Here is a 17,697-nt window from a genome sequence, read left to right on the forward strand (position 1 = left end):
CCAACCCCCCAATTTTGGGGGGCTTTCGTGAGTCAACTTTTTACATAAGATATATAGCAATCCTAGGTGATTCGTAAATCGTTTTGCCCCCAAACCCCCAATAATGGGGGCTTTCATTAATCAATTTTTTACAAATGATTTGGGATTGCTATAGGATCGCTATATGGTACGTCTCTACATTAGATTTCAAGCGAATTAAAACTGGGAGTTAGGAATGTATAAAAAAGAACCTTATTTATGGATTCATTTGGCAGGATTAGCAATTCTTCCTCTATGGTTAGAATTGGTGTGGTTAGGAATCGCTGCGGGAAAACCGATTTTTCCTCTGTTTATTGAGTTAGCGATCGTGGCAGCAGTGGGAACGATTCCCATTACCTTGATGCAGTGGGTGCGACCGTTTGATATTTATAGCGTCCTTTTACTTGCCTTACAACCCGATCAGTTGAGTGAACCGCAACGACAGATTTTAAAGGGCTTTAAGACGGCAAAACACCGCATTTTAACGGGGTTAGGCGCGATCGGGCTGTTGGTGGGATTATGGTTCATTGCTCGTTACGCGCCATTAGTGGCGACCATTAGCCCTTTTCCTAATCACGCGATCGGATTAGCAGTGGCGGCGTTTGCGTTTTTGGCGAGTAATTTATTTTTACAAGTTCCCCTCAGCGTTATTGGTATTTTGATCACCAGTGGGGAACAATTAGCCCAGTTTACCCCTGATCCCCCTGAAGAAATCACCAGTAACTATTTTGTCCCTGGCTTCCGAGTGAAACAGATTCTGCCTAACATTAAACCTGATCTAGAATCAAATTAGGGTTTGCTCAAAATATCGGGATCGATCGCGCTTAGATTAAGGAAATTAACCGAAAATGGCTTAAGATATTAGAAAGGTGTGTCTAGACTGCTCAGGGAGAAGAAGTTATGGCGGTGCAACTACGAAAACCAATTTTAGTGACGGGTGTGGGGTTATCTTTTTTGTTGTGGATTGGTTCGACCATTCAAGATTCCTTAAGTGGTTTTGGAGAATTAGGAATTCCCACCGCGATCGCGCTAGGAACAGGATTTTGGTGGCTCAAATCACGAAGAAAAGCCCAAACGCCTTCGCCAGTGGCGTTACCAGAAATTGATCAGAAAGCCGTAGAAAGCGCGATCGAGCAGGTGCAAAAGATTTTAGATCAAATTCGCACCGACGCACCCGAAACCGAGCTTTCCTCACTGCAAAAGCGTCTGGAGGAACTTCCCCAAAACCTCGATCGAGCCACCTTAAACATCGCCATCACTGGCGGCAAAAATGTCGGGAAAACCCGCTTAAAAGAAGCGCTGACGGTAAGTAATCACAATATTATAGAAACCTCGGCACTTTATCAGAATGATGATCAAAGCGACGCGATCGAAAACAGCATTCTGCAGCGTGAAATTGCGATATTTATCGTCAACGGCGATCTCACCGACTCCGAATATCAAACCCTAAACCAGTGGAAACAACTGCAACAAAAAACCCTAGTTGTCTTCAACAAACAAGATCATTATTCTCCCGAACAACAAGCCGTCATCCTCAAACAACTAAAAACGCGGTTAAGTGAAACCTTCCCTGAAAGCAATCTTATCACCACCACCGCCGACCCCGCACCGATCAAAGTACGAAAATTCAAAACCGACAACAGCCAGGAAGAATGGCTAGAAACCCCTTCACCTGAAATTGAGACCTTACAAACCCACTTAAACCACCTTCTCAACGAAGAAAAAACAACCCTCCTCTATCAAAGCACCTGGCGTAAAGCGCAACTACTGAAAAAAGAAGCAAAAACCATCCTTAACGCAATTCGTCGTCAGCGTTCCCTCCCTTATATCGAACAATATCAATGGATTGCCGCCGGAACCGCATTTGCCAACCCAGTCAGTAGTTTAGACTTACTCGCCACCGCAGCCATTAACACCCAGCTTGTCTTCGACTTAGGGAAAATCTACCAACAAAAATTCTCTTGGCAGCAAGCGCAAACCGTAGCGGGAACACTGGGAAAACAGATGGTACAGTTAGGTTTAGTGGAATTTTCCACCCAAACCATAACCAGCCTATTAAAAACCAACGCCGTCACTTATGTTGCGGGTGGAACAGTCCAAGGATTTAGCGCCGCTTATCTTACCCGTATTGCGGGTTTAAGTCTCATTGAATACTTCCAAGAACAAGAAATTAGCGAGACAACAGGAGAAGGATTCAATCTCAACCGACTCCAAGAAAAAATCAAGCAAGTCTTCCAAAACAATCAACGGACAGCTTTATTAAAAAATCTATTGCAGCAAGGAAAAGAGCGATTATTCAAAGGTAATCAAGTAACTGCAATTTAGAAACGTAGGTTGGGTGGAGTTCACGAAACCCAACACCAATCAGAAACGTAGGTTGGGTAGAGTTCACGAAACCCAACACCAATCAGAAACGTAGGTTGGGTGGAGTTCACGAAACCCAACACCAATCAGTCATTAGAAACGTAGGTTGGGTGGAGTTCACGAAACCCAACACCAATCAGTCATTAGGTAGAGACGTTCCTGTTACTGAGCTTGTCGAAGTATGGAACGTCTCCACACGAAACCCAACACCAATCAGTCATTAGTCATTGGTCATTAGTCATTGGTCATTAATCATTGGAAAACAAAGAACAAAGGACGAAGGACGAAAGACAAAGGACAAAAATGTAGGTTGGGTAGAGACGTTCCATGGAACGTCTCTACGCGAAACCCAACACCAGAAGTTCCGTTGGGTTACATTTCATTTCACCCAACCTACGACTACTGTATCAGGTGGGCAATGCCCACCCTACGACTACGACTCTATAACCCACTGTGTCTTAACAAGGGTTCAGTTTTGGGTTCACGTCCTCGGAATTGTTTAAATACCGCCATCGGATGTTGTGATCCACCTAAAGCTAAGACCGTGTTACGGAAACGTTGACCCACCTCAGCAAGGGCGTGATCATCATCTAATCCCGCTTCTTCAAACGCTGCAAACGCATCCGCACTGAGAACTTCCGCCCATTTGTAGCTGTAATATCCCGCAGCGTATGCGCCAGCAAAGATATGTCCAAAACCGCATAAAAAGGCATCTTCTGGGAGAGGAGGAACAACAGTGGTTGTTTTTGCCACTCGATCGCGCACTTGTGCAGGAGTTTCTTCACGATCGGGATCAAAGTGAGCGTGTAACTCCAAATCCAGGAAACTAAAATGAAGTTGACGTAGCATCATCGAACCGCTGCGATAATTCCGCGCCGCCAGTAACTTCTGATAGTATTCCTCTGGTAAAGATTCTCCCGTCTGATAATGTTTCGCCATCGAGAACAAAGTGGGGCGATGATAACACCAATTTTCCATAAACTGACTCGGTAATTCCACCGCATCCCATTCCACATTATTAATCCCTGCAGCTTGGGAATAATCCACCTGTGTCAACATATGTTGTAACCCATGCCCAAACTCATGGAACAGGGTTTCCACCTCTTCAAAGGTCATTAAACTTGGTTCACCATCCACTGGCGGGGTTTGGTTACAAGTGAGATACGCCACTGGTAAACGAGTTTTTAATTCTCCCGTCTCCGTTTTCATTTTGCCACGATTGAGACATTCATCCATCCAGGCACCACCGCGTTTTTCCGCGGGACGAGAAAAGGGATCAAGATAAAAATGCGCCACTGGGTTTCCTTGATCATCCTGAATGCGAAAATAACGGACATCTTCATGCCAAACTGGCGCTTCTCCATCGGCGGCGGTAATCGTCACGCCAAAAAGGTGTTGAGTAATCCCAAATAGCCCTTCTAACACCTGTGGGAGGGAAAAATAGGGACGTAACTCCTCCGCATTAAAAGCAAACTTTTCTTCCCGTTGTCTTTCCGACCAAAAATTAATATCCCAATGTTTGAGATCGTAGGATGCACCTTTACTTCTGGCAAAGGCTTTTAATTCTTCATGTTCAGAAATCGCTGCCTCATAACTTGCTTGGCGTAACTCTTCTAGTAAGGTTTCCACTGCTTCCACACTCGGCGCCATTTTACGAGCTAAACTCAATTCAGCATAATTATCAAAGCCCAAAATATGAGCTTTTTCTTGCCGTAACTTCAGAATCCGCTTAATAATGGGTTGATTATCTAAATCTCCCTCAGAAGCGCGAGTGATAAACGATCGATAGACAGTTTCTCGTAAGTCTCGCCGTTGGCTATGTTTCAGAAAAGGAACAAAACTCGGAAAATCAAGGGTAATTACCCAGGGACCGTTTTCGGCAGTAGCGTTTTCGTCTCCCTCTTGACGAGCCGTTTGCGCCGCTAAACTGAGCGCACTTTGCGGTAAACCGACCACATCATCAGGGGAAGTGAGTTTGAGTTTAAAGGCTTTGGTTGCATCCAGAACATGATTAGAAAATTGCGTGGAGAGGTCTGCTAATTCCAATTGGATGGCATTAAAGCGGTCTTTGGTTTCCCCTTCTAAACCCACACCCGATAATTCGGCTTCCTGTAAAGAGGATTCTACAATGCGTTGCTGTGCTGAGTCGAGATGATCCCATTCGTTACTGTTGCGGAGGGTTTTGAAAGCCTCATAGATGGGTTTGCTTTGATTCAGTTTATTGATGAATTTGACAACATCAGGTTGCACTGTTTCGTAGGCTTCTCGCAACTCAGGGCTATTTTTTACGCCCATTAAATGACTGACAATTCCCCAACTCCAAGTCAGTCTTTCTTCAATAGCGGTCAGTGGTTCGACCACGCCTTCCCAAGTGGGGGTGACAGTGGCTTCGATCGCGGTGAGTTCTTGGTCTAATTCGGCTAACAGTTGTTTAATTCCTTCGACAACATGATGCGGTTTGATGTCGGGAAATGGTGGTAATCCTTCTCCAATTAGTAAGGGATTCGGTTTGGTTGCTGTCGCTGTCATGCTTTTTGATTTCTCTTATTGCTTTACCTTTTTTTACAATAGCGCGATCGCAAAAAATGCAACCTATCCAATTGACAATTAGGGAACAATTAAGTTATGCTCAGGTCTGTACATCTAAAGAAATACAATGCTTGCTTTTTAGGAGTTGGGCTTTGATGGTCTTTATGATCTCAGTCCCTCCCCGTAGCCTCTCTTTTTATTGATAGGAGGTGAAATAGCAGGACTGGTGTGTCTAAAATCAATGAGTGAAAATTATATCTATCCTTTCCTTTGATGAAATAAGATAGAAACCAAGCGTGATCGCTCTTACCGAGTTACTCATATTAACTGGTGGAAGTTTCAAATTTTACAGTCTCAACCGAATCAAGAAAAAAGAACAGAGATTTCAAGAGAAGGAAATCGATTATGGTAACTGAAGTCAGTCATCAGAAATGTAAGCAACTCTATGAAACGGATTATAATCTTTGGGTGTTAGAAACAGTTAAAAAACTACAAAACCGAGAACTAGATTCTCTTGATTGGAAAAGCTTAATTGATGAGATATCTGATTTGAGTCGGCGAGAAAAAAGAAGATTAGAAAGTTTATTAACCCGACTCTTAGAACATCTACTAAAACTAAAGTATTGGGATTCAGAACGAGGAATAAATCAAAACCATTGGCAAAGAGAAATTCGTAATTTTCGCAAAAAAATTAAGCGGGAGTTAAAAGCAAGCCCCAGTCTAAAAAGATATCTTGTAGAACAATTTTCTGAACTGTATCAAGATGCAAGAGAATTAGTCGCAGATGCCTCAGGCTTACCCCTTGACCATTTCCCTGAATCCCCGATCGCACCCCTAGAAAAGGTGTTAGATGAAAATTGGTTACCTTAAACAAATTAAAGGGGGTTAAGGGAGATCGGATAACCTTAAATCGCCCTATAACTAACCTTATTTATGCTCGATATCTTTAAGAAATTCTCTTACCTGCTAGAGCGTCGCGAGAAAATCCAAGTCATCAGTTTATTTTTCTTGTTGCTAATTGGTGGTATCTTAGAAATGTTAGGGGTGGGGTTTGTTGTTCCCTTCATCTCTTTAGTAAGTCAGCCTGAGTTAATTCAGGAGCAACCGATCCTTAACCGTATTTATTTAGCATTGGGTTCGCCTTCTTCAGAGCAATTTTTAGTGATTATTTGTTTAATTTATCTTTTAATCTATGTTGGAAAAAATGCTTATGTAGCAATAATGTATCACCTACAGCACCGCTTTATTTTTAATAAACAAAGGAAAGTAGCAGACAAGCTACTCAATGGCTATCTAGGCGCACCTTATACGTTTCACCTGCAAAGGAATACAGCAGTATTAATTCGGAATCTTACCCAAGAAGTCAATCAACTATTTATGGGAGTTTTGATTCCTTTGGTAATGCTATGTACAGAAGTAACCGTTTTAACGGGATTAGTATTACTGTTAATATTCTTGCAACCAATGGCAACATTAGCCGTTGCGATCGGGCTAGGTATAGCGAGTTTTATTTTTTACAATATTTTTCAGAAACAATTATCAGAATCAGGGAAAAAAAGGCAATATCATTCTGGTCAAGTCATCCAGCAAATTAATCAAGGGTTAGGAGGAGTGAAAGAAACGAAACTTCTGGGTCGGGAAAATTTTTTCTTGAAACGCCATAGTCACCATCGCTCAGAGTTAGTTAAATCATTGCAATTTGTGCAAACAATTCAACAATTACCTAGGTTATATTTTGAAACTTTAGCGGTATTTGGTCTATTAGGAATTGTTTTGATTACCGTTTTACAGGAAACAGCAACAGGAGAGGTTTTACCAACCGTATCCTTGTTTGCAGCTGCTGCGTTTCGACTAATGCCTTCTCTGAACCGAGTAATGAATAGTGTGAATAGAGTTCGATTTGGTAGTCATGCGCTTGATGTGATTGTCTATGAATTTAGGGTTTTAGAAGATGAGAAAAATCTCTTATCAAAAGTAGAGGTGACTGTTCCTTCATTTAAGGATAAACTAACTTTAGATGCGGTTTCTTACCATTATCCTGGTTCAGAAGAAGAAGTTTTAAATCGGGTCTCGATCACAATCTCTCAAGGCAAGTCAGTAGGATTAATCGGAAGTTCTGGAGCGGGTAAAACTACTTTAGTTGATGTAATTTTAGGTTTATTACGACCAACTGAAGGCAGAGTGCTAGTAGATGGAGTTGATATTCAGCAAGGGTTACGAGGATGGCAAAGTCAAATTGGCTACATCCCTCAAAGTATTTATTTGTGTGATGATACATTACGGGGAAACATCGCTTTTGGCATTCCAGAAGAAGAGATTTCTGATGAACAAGTCTGGTCAGCGGTTCGATCGGCGCAACTCCAAGAATTAGTAGAAAGATTACCGCAAGGGTTAGATACTGTAGTTGGGGAGAGAGGAGTGAGACTTTCTGGAGGACAACGTCAACGGGTAGGAATCGCTCGTGCGCTTTATCATAATCCACAAGTGTTAGTGATGGACGAAGCAACGGCAGCGTTAGATAATGAGACGGAAGCGGGAATTATGGAGGCGGTAGAGAAGTTAAGTGGGGAGAAAACCTTGATTATGATTGCTCATCGGTTGACAACGGTTAAAAATTGTGATTGTCTTTATTTGATGGAGCGAGGGAAGGTGGTTGATCAGGGAAGTTATGAAGAGTTGCGCGATCGCAATGCAAGTTTTATGAGGATGGCGAGTGGTATTAGTTAAAGCCTCATAAAATGTTGGGATTTACAGACGTTGATTTAAGGGAAACTCGTTTCTATCAAGATGTTTACGCCGAAAAGGAGAAAAACAGACGATCGCGCCTGGAGACAGTCAGGTTTGCCAAAAACGGGTTCGATGGGAGTTTTGCTTCTGCGATCGCGCCCTTAGAGCAAGTTTGAGATGAAAATAAGTAAAATCAGAAAATATGGTTGCAGACTCTTCACAAGCACAAAAAACACTCTATGAAACGGATTATTATCTCTGGGTAGTGGAAACAGTTAAAAAACTCCAAAATCGAGAATTTGCAACGATTGACTGGGAGAATTTGATTGATGAGGTGTCCGATTTGAGTCGGCGTGAGAAAAAGAAGCTGAAAAGCCTGCTTAAAAAGTTAATTGAACATTTACTGAAACTCAAGTATTGGCAAGCTGAGAAAATAAGAAATCAAGGACATTGGCAAGCAGAAATTACGAACTTTCGTCAACTGATTCGAGATGAATTGGAAGATAGCCCCAGCTTGCAACCTTATTTGCAGGAAATTTATCCTCAATGTTACAGCGAAGCTCGAAAAATTGCTTCCCAACGTTCTCAACTTTCCCTAAGCACATTTCCAGAAAGCGCGATCGCGCCTTTAGAAACGATTCTAGATGAAAACTGGTTGCCGTAAAGGAAAATCAAAATGGTCGCAGACTCTCCACAAGCACAAAAAACGCTCTATGAAACGGATTATCATCTTTGGGTAGTCGAAACAGTTAAAAAACTCCAAAATCGAGAATTTGAAACAATTGATTGGGAGGATTTGATTGATGAGGTATCCGATTTGAGTCGGCGAGAGAAACAAAAATTGAAAAGTTTACTCAAAAGGTTGGTGGAACATTTGCTAAAACTGAAATACTGGGAATCTCAAGTTAAAGAGAATGAAGCACATTGGAAAAGAGAAATTCTTAATTTCCGTCAGCAACTTCAAGAAATCTTAGCTGATAGTCCGAGCTTAAAGCCATATATCAAGGAAGTATATCCTGAATGCTACCAAAAGGGACGCAAACTTGCTTCGACAGCTTCAGGATTACCTTTAGCGTCTTTTCCTGAAAGCGCGATGTCGCTTTGCGACTGTCCAAAGGACATCGCGCCTTTAGAAACGATTCTAGATGAAAACTGGTTGCCTTAAGTTATGCTGAGATTATATTAAAAAAGGAGTCAAAATGAATTCAGTGATTGTTTTTGAAGTCTCTCAAGAAGAAGATGGTGGTTTTGTCGCGGAATGTTTAACTGAGGATATTTTTACTCAGGGTGATAGTTGGGAAGAATTAAGAGTTAATGTCAATGAAGCAGTTAAAGGATATTATTTTGATCAGCCAAGTTGTCCTCAAGTAAAATTACATCTTCTTAAGGAAGAAATGTTAGTGATTCAATGAAAATTCCGAGAGATTTGAAAGGAAGTGATTTCGCGAGGGTTCTCTGTCGCCAATGGGATTACAAGGTTGTTCATCAACAAGGAAGTCATATTATTTTGGATACTGAAATTCCCAGTCATCAAAGAATTAGTATTCCTAACCATAATCCTTTGCGCTTAGGAACGTTGAATAGTATTTTGCGAGCAGTTTCTCGGCATAAAGGAGTAGCCAAAGCTGAGATTATTAATACCTTGTAATTAAAGCCTCCCCAACCTGATGAGCGAGTTACTCCTCATTTCAGCCCTAGTTCCCAGCGCGATCGCGCCCCTCGATCAAGTTTGAGATGAAAACAAGTAGAATCAGAAATTATGGTCGCAGACTCTCCACAAGCACAAAAACAACTCTATGAAACCGATTATCATCTCTGGGTAGTCGAAACAGTTAAAAAACTCCAAAATCGAGAATTTGAAACAATTGACTGGGAGAATTTGATTGATGAGGTATCCGATTTGAGTCGGCGTGAGAAAAAGAAACTGAAAAGTCTCCTCAGAAATTTATGGGAACATTTGCTAAAATTCAAATACTGGCAGAATGAATGGGAGAGAAATCAATCTCATTGGAAAGGTGAAATTCGCAATTTTCGCAAACAGATTCGAGATGAATTGGAAGATAGTCCGAGCCTCAAAAACTATTTGCATGATATTTCAGCGCAATGCTACGAAGATGCCAAAGCAATCGTCAGCGATAAGTCCGAACTTCCGTTAGATCATTTCCCTGAAAACGCGATGTCGCTTTGCGACTGTCCAAAGGACATCGCGCCTTTGGAGCAGGTACTGGATGAAAACTGGTTGCCTTAACCTTTGGTCAATGCTGGGATCAGCGATCGCGCTTGGATGGTAAATATAAAAGCAGCCGCTTTTGCGGTTAGGGTATATGGTTCAAAGATGCTATTGGGTTCAGGGTTAGCAAAATCTGCCATTGAATTAGTGGCGCGATCGCGCTTCGGTAATATTTTCCAAGCAACCCTCTTTTCTCCAGAATTTTCCGATATTAGAGTTGATTGCTAGAAAAACAATTACTGCACATCAATTGACATTACTTAACTTCTAAGCTAGACTCTAATATAGTCAATTAAATTGTTTTTTTAATGTCAAAGTATGTACCAGCCAGAGTCGCCCAAGAACAACTCGGCGTTTCCCTTAGAACTCTCTTGCGATGGGATGAGGCTGGAAAAATCGAAACCATCCGAACCCCTAATGGACAAAGACGATACAACGTCGAATCAGTCCTCAACCCTTATAAATCAGAAAAAGCAATTCTCCTCTATGCCAGAGTTAGCAGTCATGCTCAAAAACCTGACCTTGAAAGACAGGCTGACTTTCTTCTCACTCGTTTCCCCAACGGTGAACTCGTCAAAGAAATCGCGTCGGGTCTCAACTTCAAGAGAAAAAAACTTCGTGACCTATTGGAACGAGTTCTCTCAGGAGATGTTTCAATGGTTGTGGTCTGTCATAAAGACAGACTCGCCCGTTTCGGTGTTGAACTTATCCAATGGCTCTGCGAAAGACAAGGTTGTCAACTCGTGGTTCTCCAACAAAGTGACCTTTCTCCAGAACGAGAAATGGTCGAAGATATTCTTGCCATCATCCACGTCTTTAGTTGTCGATTATACGGACTCCGAAAGTACAAACAGCCCATCCGTCAAGACTTGCACCCAGTATCGAATGGTACTAACCAAGGAACAACGCCATCTTCTGAAAAAATGGGTCAGACTGAATCGGAAAGCGTATAACATGGCTATCGAATACTTGAACCAACATCAAGGCTTCGATCGAACAGGAATCGGAGGCACGGGGAAGCAAGCCTTCAAAACCTTTTTTAAGGTTCAGATTAGACCAGACTGGTTAAAAAAGGAACTTCCTGCAGCCATCTTAGATCAAGCGGTGATGGAGGCTTATTCCGCATGGTCTAAAACCAAAAAGAATCCCAAATATGTGGGTAAAGGCAAGAATAAGAAACCATCACCAAAAGCTGGATTGAAAATAGCAAGATTTCGTTCCATCCGAGACAAATCTCAAACGCTCCAATTTAAGGTAGCATCTGACCTAAAACAAGGGAAACTGCTTCCCCAATACTGGGGAGATTTAGGAGCATTTGAATGTTCTGATAACGGAAAACGCTTTTGTGTGATTAACCCAAACTACACGCCAGAAGTCACTTACAAAAATGGTAATTTCTATCTTTCTCTTCCTCAAGATACAGAAGTAGAAGACAACGGGAAAGAAAGTTTCATTGCGTTTGACCCTGGTGTACGAACTTTCCTAACAGGATTTGATGGTAATCAGTTTATCGAGTTTGGAGAAGGCGACATTAATCGCATTGTGAGATTGTGCCGTTCTTTAGACAAGATGCAAAGTCAACGAGACTTATTGAAAGGACATAAAAATCGCCATCTCCGTTATCAACTTAATCAAAAGATGAAACGGAAACGACGAAAAATTCGGAATCTGGTTGATGAAATGCACCGAAAGACTGCGAGTTGGTTAGCTAAAAACTATCGGGTGATAGCGTTACCAACTTATGAATCTTCCCAAATGGTGTGTAAAGCCAAAAGAAAGATTCAGAGTAAAACGGCTCGTAGTATGCTGACTTGGGCAATGTATCGTTTTTCTCAGGTGTTAGAGTGTCAGTGCGCTAAACATGGCTCGATTCTGACCCGTCACACCGAAGAATATACATCGAAAACTTGTCCTCATTGTGGTCATATTCATCAGAAGTTAGGCGGAAGAAAACAGTTTATTTGTCCTAACTGTGGATTTTCTCTAAAAAGAGATTTTGTAGGAGCTTTGGGGAATTTCCTCAAGGCGTTGTGGGATAGCACCGTACTTTCCGAAGTACGCTCTGACTGCTTTACTTTTACAATTAATGTATAGTATTGTTCAGTCTTGAACTATCAGACTATATAAGGAAAATCAACATGGTTGCAGACTCTCAACAAACACAAAAAACACTCTATGAAACTGATTATTATCTCTGGGTGATAGAAACCATTAAGCAACTGCAAAATCAAGAATTGGAAGCGATTGATTGGGAGAATCTAATTGATGAGGTATCGGATTTGAGTCGGCGGGAAAAAAGAAAACTACAAAGTTTATTCAAACGGCTATTGGAGCATCTGCTGAAACTCAAATACTGGGAAGACGAAGCCGAGAGAAATCGCAGACATTGGCGGGGAGAAATTGCTAACTTCCGCCAACAAATTAAATATCAGCTAGAAGACAGTCCGAGCTTAAACTCGTACTTAAAAGAAATTTTTGCTCAATCTTATCGAGATGCGAGAGTGATTGCATCGGAAAAATCAGGATTACCTCTTAGCACCTTCCCTTCTCAACCGATCGCGCGGTTCGATCAAATTTTAGATGAAAATTGGTTGCCTTAAACCCAAGCGCGATCGCGCGGGAAGAATATCCGATCGAGTTGCAAGCTAAACGTTATCTTGAGCTTGATCAGCAAATCTTAGACAAGAAGTAGAAAAGAGCGCGATCATGATTGTATTTGAAGCAGAATCAAAAGTTATTATCTCCCGTTTCTACGGTTACTTAGAATTCAGATTAAATCTTAAAGAAGGAATTGTGGTATGCGCCCAAGTAAAAGTTTTTTATGATCGGACAGGAAATAGTTTGACTGTTTGGTTTGGCAATCCTCAAGATGAGTTTGAATCAGAAGAAACAGGGGATGAAGTTATTTTAATGAAGGATAAAAGCGGTCGAGTGATTGGGTTTGAAAAACTGAATTTTCAACCCAGTCAGAATGATCCAGTGAAAATGGCATTTGAGGCCTTTCCTGTTTAAGTATTCCTAAATGTTTCTATAATTGCTTAAAGCCGATAAAATTTTTATGAAAATTCTACAAATTAATCAATCTGATCTTTCGGGAGGAGGCGCGATCGCGCACTAAAATCAAATTACTATTGAAATATATAGTAATACTTATGTCAGAAATAATCATCAAAATTCTTGAACCGACAGAAGCAATTAGTCCATTTGAGAAATGGTATAACTCAATCAAAGATAAATCAGTCAGAAGACGTATTCTAGTCAGAATTAAAAGATTAGAATTGGGTAACTTTGGAGACTGGAAAAATTTGGGAGAAGGAGTTTATGAACTTCGTATGAGCTTTGGCTCTGGATATCGAGTTTATTTTGCTCGTCAAGGCAACGAAATGGTAATTATACTAGGAGGAGGAGACAAACGTAGTCAAGCTCAAGATATTACAAACGCCAAAGCACTGTGGAGAGAGTATAAAAATGAAATTGAAAGATTTTCACGAGACTTTTAGCAGTGACCTTCAAGATCGTGAATTTGTCTTAGGCTATCTGCAAGAATCTTTAGAAGAAGGTGGCATTATTTTATTTCTATCTGCTCTGAAAGATGTAGTTAAAGCTGATCAAAGTAATCAGGATAATTTCGATAAAACGAATGATGAGAAAAACACTTTAAATCATTTTCTGCAAAGTCAACATCCCACCTTGGTCGAAGTTTATAAAGTTCTAAAAATTCTCGAATTAGATTTACAAGTAAAGTTATTATCTCCCATTTCTACAGTTACTTAAAATTCAGATCAAATCTTCATGAAAGTTCTACAAATTAATTAATCTGATATTTCGGGAGGAGGCGCGAGGCTCTTCGGCTCGGTCTCCGACCTACGCGCTACGCAAGAATATCCTTTAGAGATTGCACTCCCCTTGAACTCATTTCCCCCCTTGATTAAGGGGGGTTAGGGGGGATCGAACAATTAGTGGAAAATATTTGATCCCCCCTTTAATTCCCCCCTTACGGAAAGGGGGGAGCAGAAGTTAATCCAATATTTATACTTGTATAGCAGTTGGCTTTGCTCTCTGTAGGAATTAGAAACAATCTAGTAATCCTAAATCAGTTGTTCTCCCCTTGAACTCATTTCCCCCCTTAATTAAGGGGGGTTAGGGGGGATCGAACAATTAGTGGAAAATATTTGATCCCCCCTTTAATTCCCCCCTTACGGAAAGGGGGGAGCAGAAGTTAATCCAATATTTATACTTGTATAGCAGTTAGCTTTGCTCTCTGTAGAAATTAGAAACAATCTAGTAATCCTAAATCAGTTGTTCTCCCCTTGAACTCATTTCCCCCCTTGATTAAGGGGGGTTAGGGGGGATCGAACAATTAGTGGAAAATATTTGATCCCCCCTTTAATTCCCCCCTTACGGAAAGGGGGGAGCAGAAGTTAATCCAATATTTATACTTGTATAGCAGTTGGCTTTGCTCTCTGTAGGAATTAGAAACAATCTAGTAATCCTAAATCAGTTGTTCTCCCCTTGAACTCATTTCCCCCCTTAATTAAGGGGGGTTAGGGGGGATCGAACAATTAGTGGAAAATATTTGATCCCCCCTTTAATTCCCCCCTTACGGAAAGGGGGGAGCAGAAGTTAATCCAATATTTATACTTGTATAGCAGTTAGCTTTGCTCTCTGTAGAAATTAGAAATAATCTAGTAATCCTAAATCAGTTGTTCTCCCCTTGAACTCATTTCCCCCCTTAATTAAGGCAGGGCTGTTTCATTCTCGGGGTAAAATTGTAAATGTAAAGCGCGATCGCGATAATAAATCAGTAGCGCGATCGCGCATTTCTAGAAAAATTTCTGATATGTCTAGTTTAATCAGTTACTTAAAACAAGTCAAGGACTGGCGCGATCGCAGTGGACAAAGACATCCCCTATGGTGGGTACTTTTCATTGTTATTCTTGGTTTAATGATGGGTAACTTAAGTTACCGAGACTTAGCTGCCTTTGGAAAAAATAAGCATTACTACCTCACTCGTTTAGGAAAATCTCCTAAGCTAAAGTCGCCATCTTATTCAACAATTAGAAGAGCCATGATGGGAGTAGATAATAATGATTTAATTCAAGTTTTTAACCAATGGGCTGCTCAATTATCTTCCCCAGATGAACTTTCTAATTGGATCGCGATTGATGGTAAAAGTATTAAGTCAACTTTAACTGATACCTACGGAAATAAGCAGAATTTTGCTTCAATTGTCTCTTGGTTTAGTCAGGACAATGGGTTAGTTTTAGCTCTAGAAAAATTAGAGAATAAAAAGACTTCAGAAATTTACTGTGTTCGAGAGATGGTGAATAACACGCCTTTATCAAATCAAGTTTTGACTCTGGATGCAGTTCACTGTCAAAAAGAAACAATTAAAACGATTAATCGCTCTCGTAATGATTATGTAATTGCGGTGAAGAAAAATCAACCGAAATTGTACAACCGTTTAGAAGAAATCGCTCATAATCAGATTTCTGATCAGGAAGATATTCGAACAGAAACGAGTCACGGACGACAAGTTACTCGAACCGTATCTGTCTTTAGAATTCCAGAAACTCTTCAAGAAATTTGGATCAGTAGTCAGTGTTTTATCAAAGTAGAAAGGAAAGGCACTCGAAAAAATAAGCCTTATCATCAAATTGTTTATTATTTAAGTAGTTGTTACCAAACGGCTCAAAATTTTAGTAAAAAGATTCAGGGACATTGGGGAATTGAGAACCAACTACATTGGGTTAAAGATGTTATTTTTTCTGAAGATGTTTCCCCGGTACACCATCTTCAGTCAGCAGTCAACTTTTCAGTATTAAAAACCATTTGTCTTAATCTTTTCAGACTATTAGGCTTTTTATCAGTTACTGAAGCCCGAAGATGGCTTGGAGAGAGGCTTTGGCTACTACCCATTTTGATAGAATGAAACAGCCCTGCCTTACGGAAAGGGGGGAGCAGAAGTTAATCCAATATTTATACTTGTATAGCAGTTAGCTTTGCTCTCTGTAGAAATTAGAAATAATCTAGTAATCCTAAATCAGTTGTTCTCCCCTTGAACTCATTTCCCCCCTTGATTAAGGGGGGTTAGGGGGGATCGAACAATTAGTGGAAAATATTTGATCCCCCCTTTAATTCCCCCCTTCCGAAAAGGGGGGAGCAGAAGTTAATCCAATATTTATACTTGTATAGCAGTTGGCTTTGCTCTCTGTAGAAATTAGAAATAATCTAGTAATCCTAAATCAGTTGTTCTCCCCTTGAACTCATTTCCCCCCTTGATTAAGGGGGGTTAGGGGGGATCGAACAATTAGTGGAAAATATTTGACACTAAAAACTCAGTTAAGGTTAGATTCGGTTTCGTATCATTATCCTAATTCGGAGGAACAAGTATTAAATCAGGTTTCGATCGAAATCCCGCAAGGAACATCGGTGGGGTTAATTGGCAGCTCTGGGGCGGGAAAAACAACGTTAGTGGATGTGATTTTAGGATTATTACAGCCCACTGAGGGGAAAGTATTAGTGGATGGGGTAGATATTCAGCAGGGGTTGCGAGGATGGCAAAATCAAATCGGTTACATCCCACAGAGTATTTATTTGTGTGATGATACATTACGGGGAAACATCGCTTTTGGCATTCCAGAAGAAGAGATTTCTGATGAACAAGTCTGGTCAGCGGTTCGATCGGCGCAACTCCAAGAATTAGTAGAAAGATTACCTCAAGGGTTAGATACTGTAGTTGGTGAGAGAGGAGTTAGACTATCTGGCGGGCAAAGGCAGCGGGTGGGAATTGCGCGGGCGTTATATCATAATCCACAGGTATTGGTGATGGACGAAGCAACGGCGGCTTTGGATAATGAGACGGAAGCGGGAATTATGGAGGCGGTAGAGAAGTTAAGTGGGGAGAAAACTTTGATTATGATTGCTCATAGGTTGACAACGGTTAAAAATTGTGATTGTCTTTATTTGATGGAGCGAGGGAAAGTAGTTGATCAGGGGAGTTATGAAGAGTTGCGCGATCGGAATAAGAATTTTATGAGGATGGCAAAGATAAGTTAGGGAAGCCAGAATACAATTTTAGAATCAAGCTCATATGATACGGATTAACCAAATTTCTCAATCCTTAGAAGAGGCGAACCCACAAAAAATCTTAAGTTGGTCTTTATCTCAATTTGACCCAGACAAGATGGTGGTAACGACTTCTGCTAGCCTACCCGTAACCGTTGCTCTCTTATATGGAGAAATTAAGCCTTCTTCCTCGATTCCCATTATCTTTATTGATACCTTACATCATTTCCCTGAAACTTTGCAAACAGCCAATCAAATCAAACAACACTATGGAATTGATTTACGAATTTATCAACCCAAAGGGATAAAATCGAGAGAGGAATTTGCCCAAATTTATGGACAAGAGCTTTGGAAAAATGACATTGATCGATTTCATTTTTTGACTAAAATTCAGCCTTTAGAACGCGCTTTAAAGGAACTGAAGGCTGAAGTTTGGATTACGGGAAGACGCAGAGATCAATCTTCCACTCGTAAAAATCTGCCCATTTTGGAAGAAGATCCCAGAGGTTACATGAAAATTAATCCCCTTGCTAATTGGACTTATCGGGACGTTTGGCGATATATTGATCAACATCAAGTTCCTTATAATCCACTGCATGATCAGGGTTACAGCAGTATTGGCGATGAACCCCTGACGACTCCCACTTATGCAGGGGAAAGTGAACGTAGCGGTCGCTGGCGAGAAAGGGGAAAGACTGAATGCGGTCTTCATATCTATCCAAGCAGTGAAATTCAGTAAACACAATTTTATTTATGTTATC

The 17,697-nt window shown here is 40.8% G+C and carries 21 protein-coding genes; 20 read left to right on the forward strand and 1 reads right to left on the reverse strand.

What is annotated here, in order from left to right; genetic code table 11:
- The first annotated feature begins 214 nt into the window (after positions 1–214).
- Entirely contained in the window at positions 215–811 is a 597-nt protein-coding gene (locus tag DACSA_RS01360) for a low-complexity tail membrane protein (protein ID WP_015228057.1), read from the forward strand.
- Between the two features lie 107 nt (positions 812–918).
- Entirely contained in the window at positions 919–2,343 is a 1,425-nt protein-coding gene (locus DACSA_RS01365) for a slr1306 family protein (RefSeq protein WP_015228058.1), read from the forward strand.
- A gap of 480 nt (positions 2,344–2,823) precedes the next feature.
- Here the strand turns inward: DACSA_RS01365 and DACSA_RS01370 are convergent, their stop codons facing one another.
- On the reverse strand, positions 2,824–4,911 hold the full coding sequence (locus DACSA_RS01370; protein WP_015228059.1) for a M3 family metallopeptidase: 2,088 nt from the start codon (positions 4,909–4,911) through the stop codon (positions 2,824–2,826).
- A 405-nt stretch (positions 4,912–5,316) separates the two neighbouring features.
- Between DACSA_RS01370 and DACSA_RS01375 the strand changes: the two genes are divergently transcribed.
- The 18 genes from DACSA_RS01375 (at position 5,317) to cysH (ending at position 17,675) form a co-directional block, all read left to right on the forward strand.
- The gene (locus DACSA_RS01375) at positions 5,317–5,781 is read left to right on the forward strand and encodes a DUF29 domain-containing protein (protein ID WP_015228060.1); all 465 of its coding nucleotides are present in this window, start codon (positions 5,317–5,319) and stop codon (positions 5,779–5,781) included.
- Between the two features lie 63 nt (positions 5,782–5,844).
- Complete coding sequence (locus DACSA_RS01380) at positions 5,845–7,638, forward strand: ABC transporter ATP-binding protein (RefSeq protein WP_015228061.1); 1,794 nt, start codon at positions 5,845–5,847, stop codon at positions 7,636–7,638.
- 11 nt (positions 7,639–7,649) lie between these two features.
- Positions 7,650–7,814, forward strand: a complete 165-nt coding sequence (locus DACSA_RS20105; protein WP_015228062.1) for a hypothetical protein — start codon at positions 7,650–7,652, stop codon at positions 7,812–7,814.
- Positions 7,815–7,840: 26 nt separating this feature from the next.
- Positions 7,841–8,302, forward strand: coding sequence for a DUF29 domain-containing protein (locus tag DACSA_RS01385; RefSeq protein ID WP_015228063.1), 462 nt, complete (start codon positions 7,841–7,843; stop codon positions 8,300–8,302).
- Between the two features lie 12 nt (positions 8,303–8,314).
- A complete protein-coding gene (locus DACSA_RS01390) occupies positions 8,315–8,803 on the forward strand; it encodes a DUF29 domain-containing protein (RefSeq protein ID WP_015228064.1) in 489 nt (162 codons plus the stop codon).
- Between the two features lie 34 nt (positions 8,804–8,837).
- Complete coding sequence (locus tag DACSA_RS01395; protein WP_015228065.1) at positions 8,838–9,050, forward strand: type II toxin-antitoxin system HicB family antitoxin; 213 nt, start codon at positions 8,838–8,840, stop codon at positions 9,048–9,050.
- Positions 9,047–9,286, forward strand: a complete 240-nt coding sequence (locus DACSA_RS01400) for a type II toxin-antitoxin system HicA family toxin (protein WP_015228066.1) — start codon at positions 9,047–9,049, stop codon at positions 9,284–9,286. Before DACSA_RS01395 ends, DACSA_RS01400 begins: the two co-directional genes overlap by 4 nt.
- 111 nt (positions 9,287–9,397) lie before the next feature.
- A complete protein-coding gene (locus DACSA_RS01405; protein WP_015228067.1) occupies positions 9,398–9,886 on the forward strand; it encodes a DUF29 domain-containing protein in 489 nt (162 codons plus the stop codon).
- A 3-nt stretch (positions 9,887–9,889) separates the two neighbouring features.
- Positions 9,890–10,096 carry a hypothetical protein gene (locus DACSA_RS01410; RefSeq protein ID WP_041235253.1) on the forward strand — a complete coding sequence of 69 codons (207 nt, stop codon included), beginning with the start codon at positions 9,890–9,892 and terminating at the stop codon, positions 10,094–10,096.
- Positions 10,097–10,176: 80 nt separating this feature from the next.
- Positions 10,177–10,821, forward strand: a complete 645-nt coding sequence (locus DACSA_RS01415; protein WP_015228068.1) for an IS607 family transposase — start codon at positions 10,177–10,179, stop codon at positions 10,819–10,821.
- Entirely contained in the window at positions 10,754–11,962 is a 1,209-nt protein-coding gene (locus DACSA_RS01420; RefSeq protein WP_041235254.1) for an RNA-guided endonuclease InsQ/TnpB family protein, read from the forward strand. The genes DACSA_RS01415 and DACSA_RS01420 overlap by 68 nt, the downstream gene beginning before the upstream one ends.
- Positions 11,963–12,006: 44 nt before the next feature.
- The gene (locus DACSA_RS01425) at positions 12,007–12,468 is read left to right on the forward strand and encodes a DUF29 domain-containing protein (protein WP_015228070.1); all 462 of its coding nucleotides are present in this window, start codon (positions 12,007–12,009) and stop codon (positions 12,466–12,468) included.
- 190 nt (positions 12,469–12,658) lie between these two features.
- Positions 12,659–12,880: a DUF2283 domain-containing protein gene (locus DACSA_RS01430; RefSeq protein WP_456297644.1), complete on the forward strand. Its 222-nt coding sequence runs from the start codon at positions 12,659–12,661 to the stop codon at positions 12,878–12,880.
- A gap of 140 nt (positions 12,881–13,020) precedes the next feature.
- Positions 13,021–13,368 carry a type II toxin-antitoxin system RelE/ParE family toxin gene (locus DACSA_RS01435; RefSeq protein WP_015228072.1) on the forward strand — a complete coding sequence of 116 codons (348 nt, stop codon included), beginning with the start codon at positions 13,021–13,023 and terminating at the stop codon, positions 13,366–13,368.
- Positions 13,337–13,642 carry a helix-turn-helix domain-containing transcriptional regulator gene (locus DACSA_RS01440; protein WP_015228073.1) on the forward strand — a complete coding sequence of 102 codons (306 nt, stop codon included), beginning with the start codon at positions 13,337–13,339 and terminating at the stop codon, positions 13,640–13,642. Before DACSA_RS01435 ends, DACSA_RS01440 begins: the two co-directional genes overlap by 32 nt.
- A 1,066-nt stretch (positions 13,643–14,708) precedes the next feature.
- The gene (locus DACSA_RS01445; protein ID WP_015228074.1) at positions 14,709–15,800 is read left to right on the forward strand and encodes an ISAs1 family transposase; all 1,092 of its coding nucleotides are present in this window, start codon (positions 14,709–14,711) and stop codon (positions 15,798–15,800) included.
- Positions 15,801–16,192: 392 nt separating this feature from the next.
- Entirely contained in the window at positions 16,193–16,927 is a 735-nt protein-coding gene (locus DACSA_RS01450) for an ABC transporter ATP-binding protein (protein ID WP_232225143.1), read from the forward strand.
- 34 nt (positions 16,928–16,961) lie between these two features.
- A complete protein-coding gene (cysH, locus tag DACSA_RS01455) occupies positions 16,962–17,675 on the forward strand; it encodes a phosphoadenosine phosphosulfate reductase (protein ID WP_015228075.1) in 714 nt (237 codons plus the stop codon).
- Positions 17,676–17,697: the final 22 nt, after the last annotated feature.

The sequence above is a fragment of the Dactylococcopsis salina PCC 8305 genome (assembly GCF_000317615.1).
Taxonomy (GTDB): domain Bacteria; phylum Cyanobacteriota; class Cyanobacteriia; order Cyanobacteriales; family Rubidibacteraceae; genus Halothece; species Halothece salina.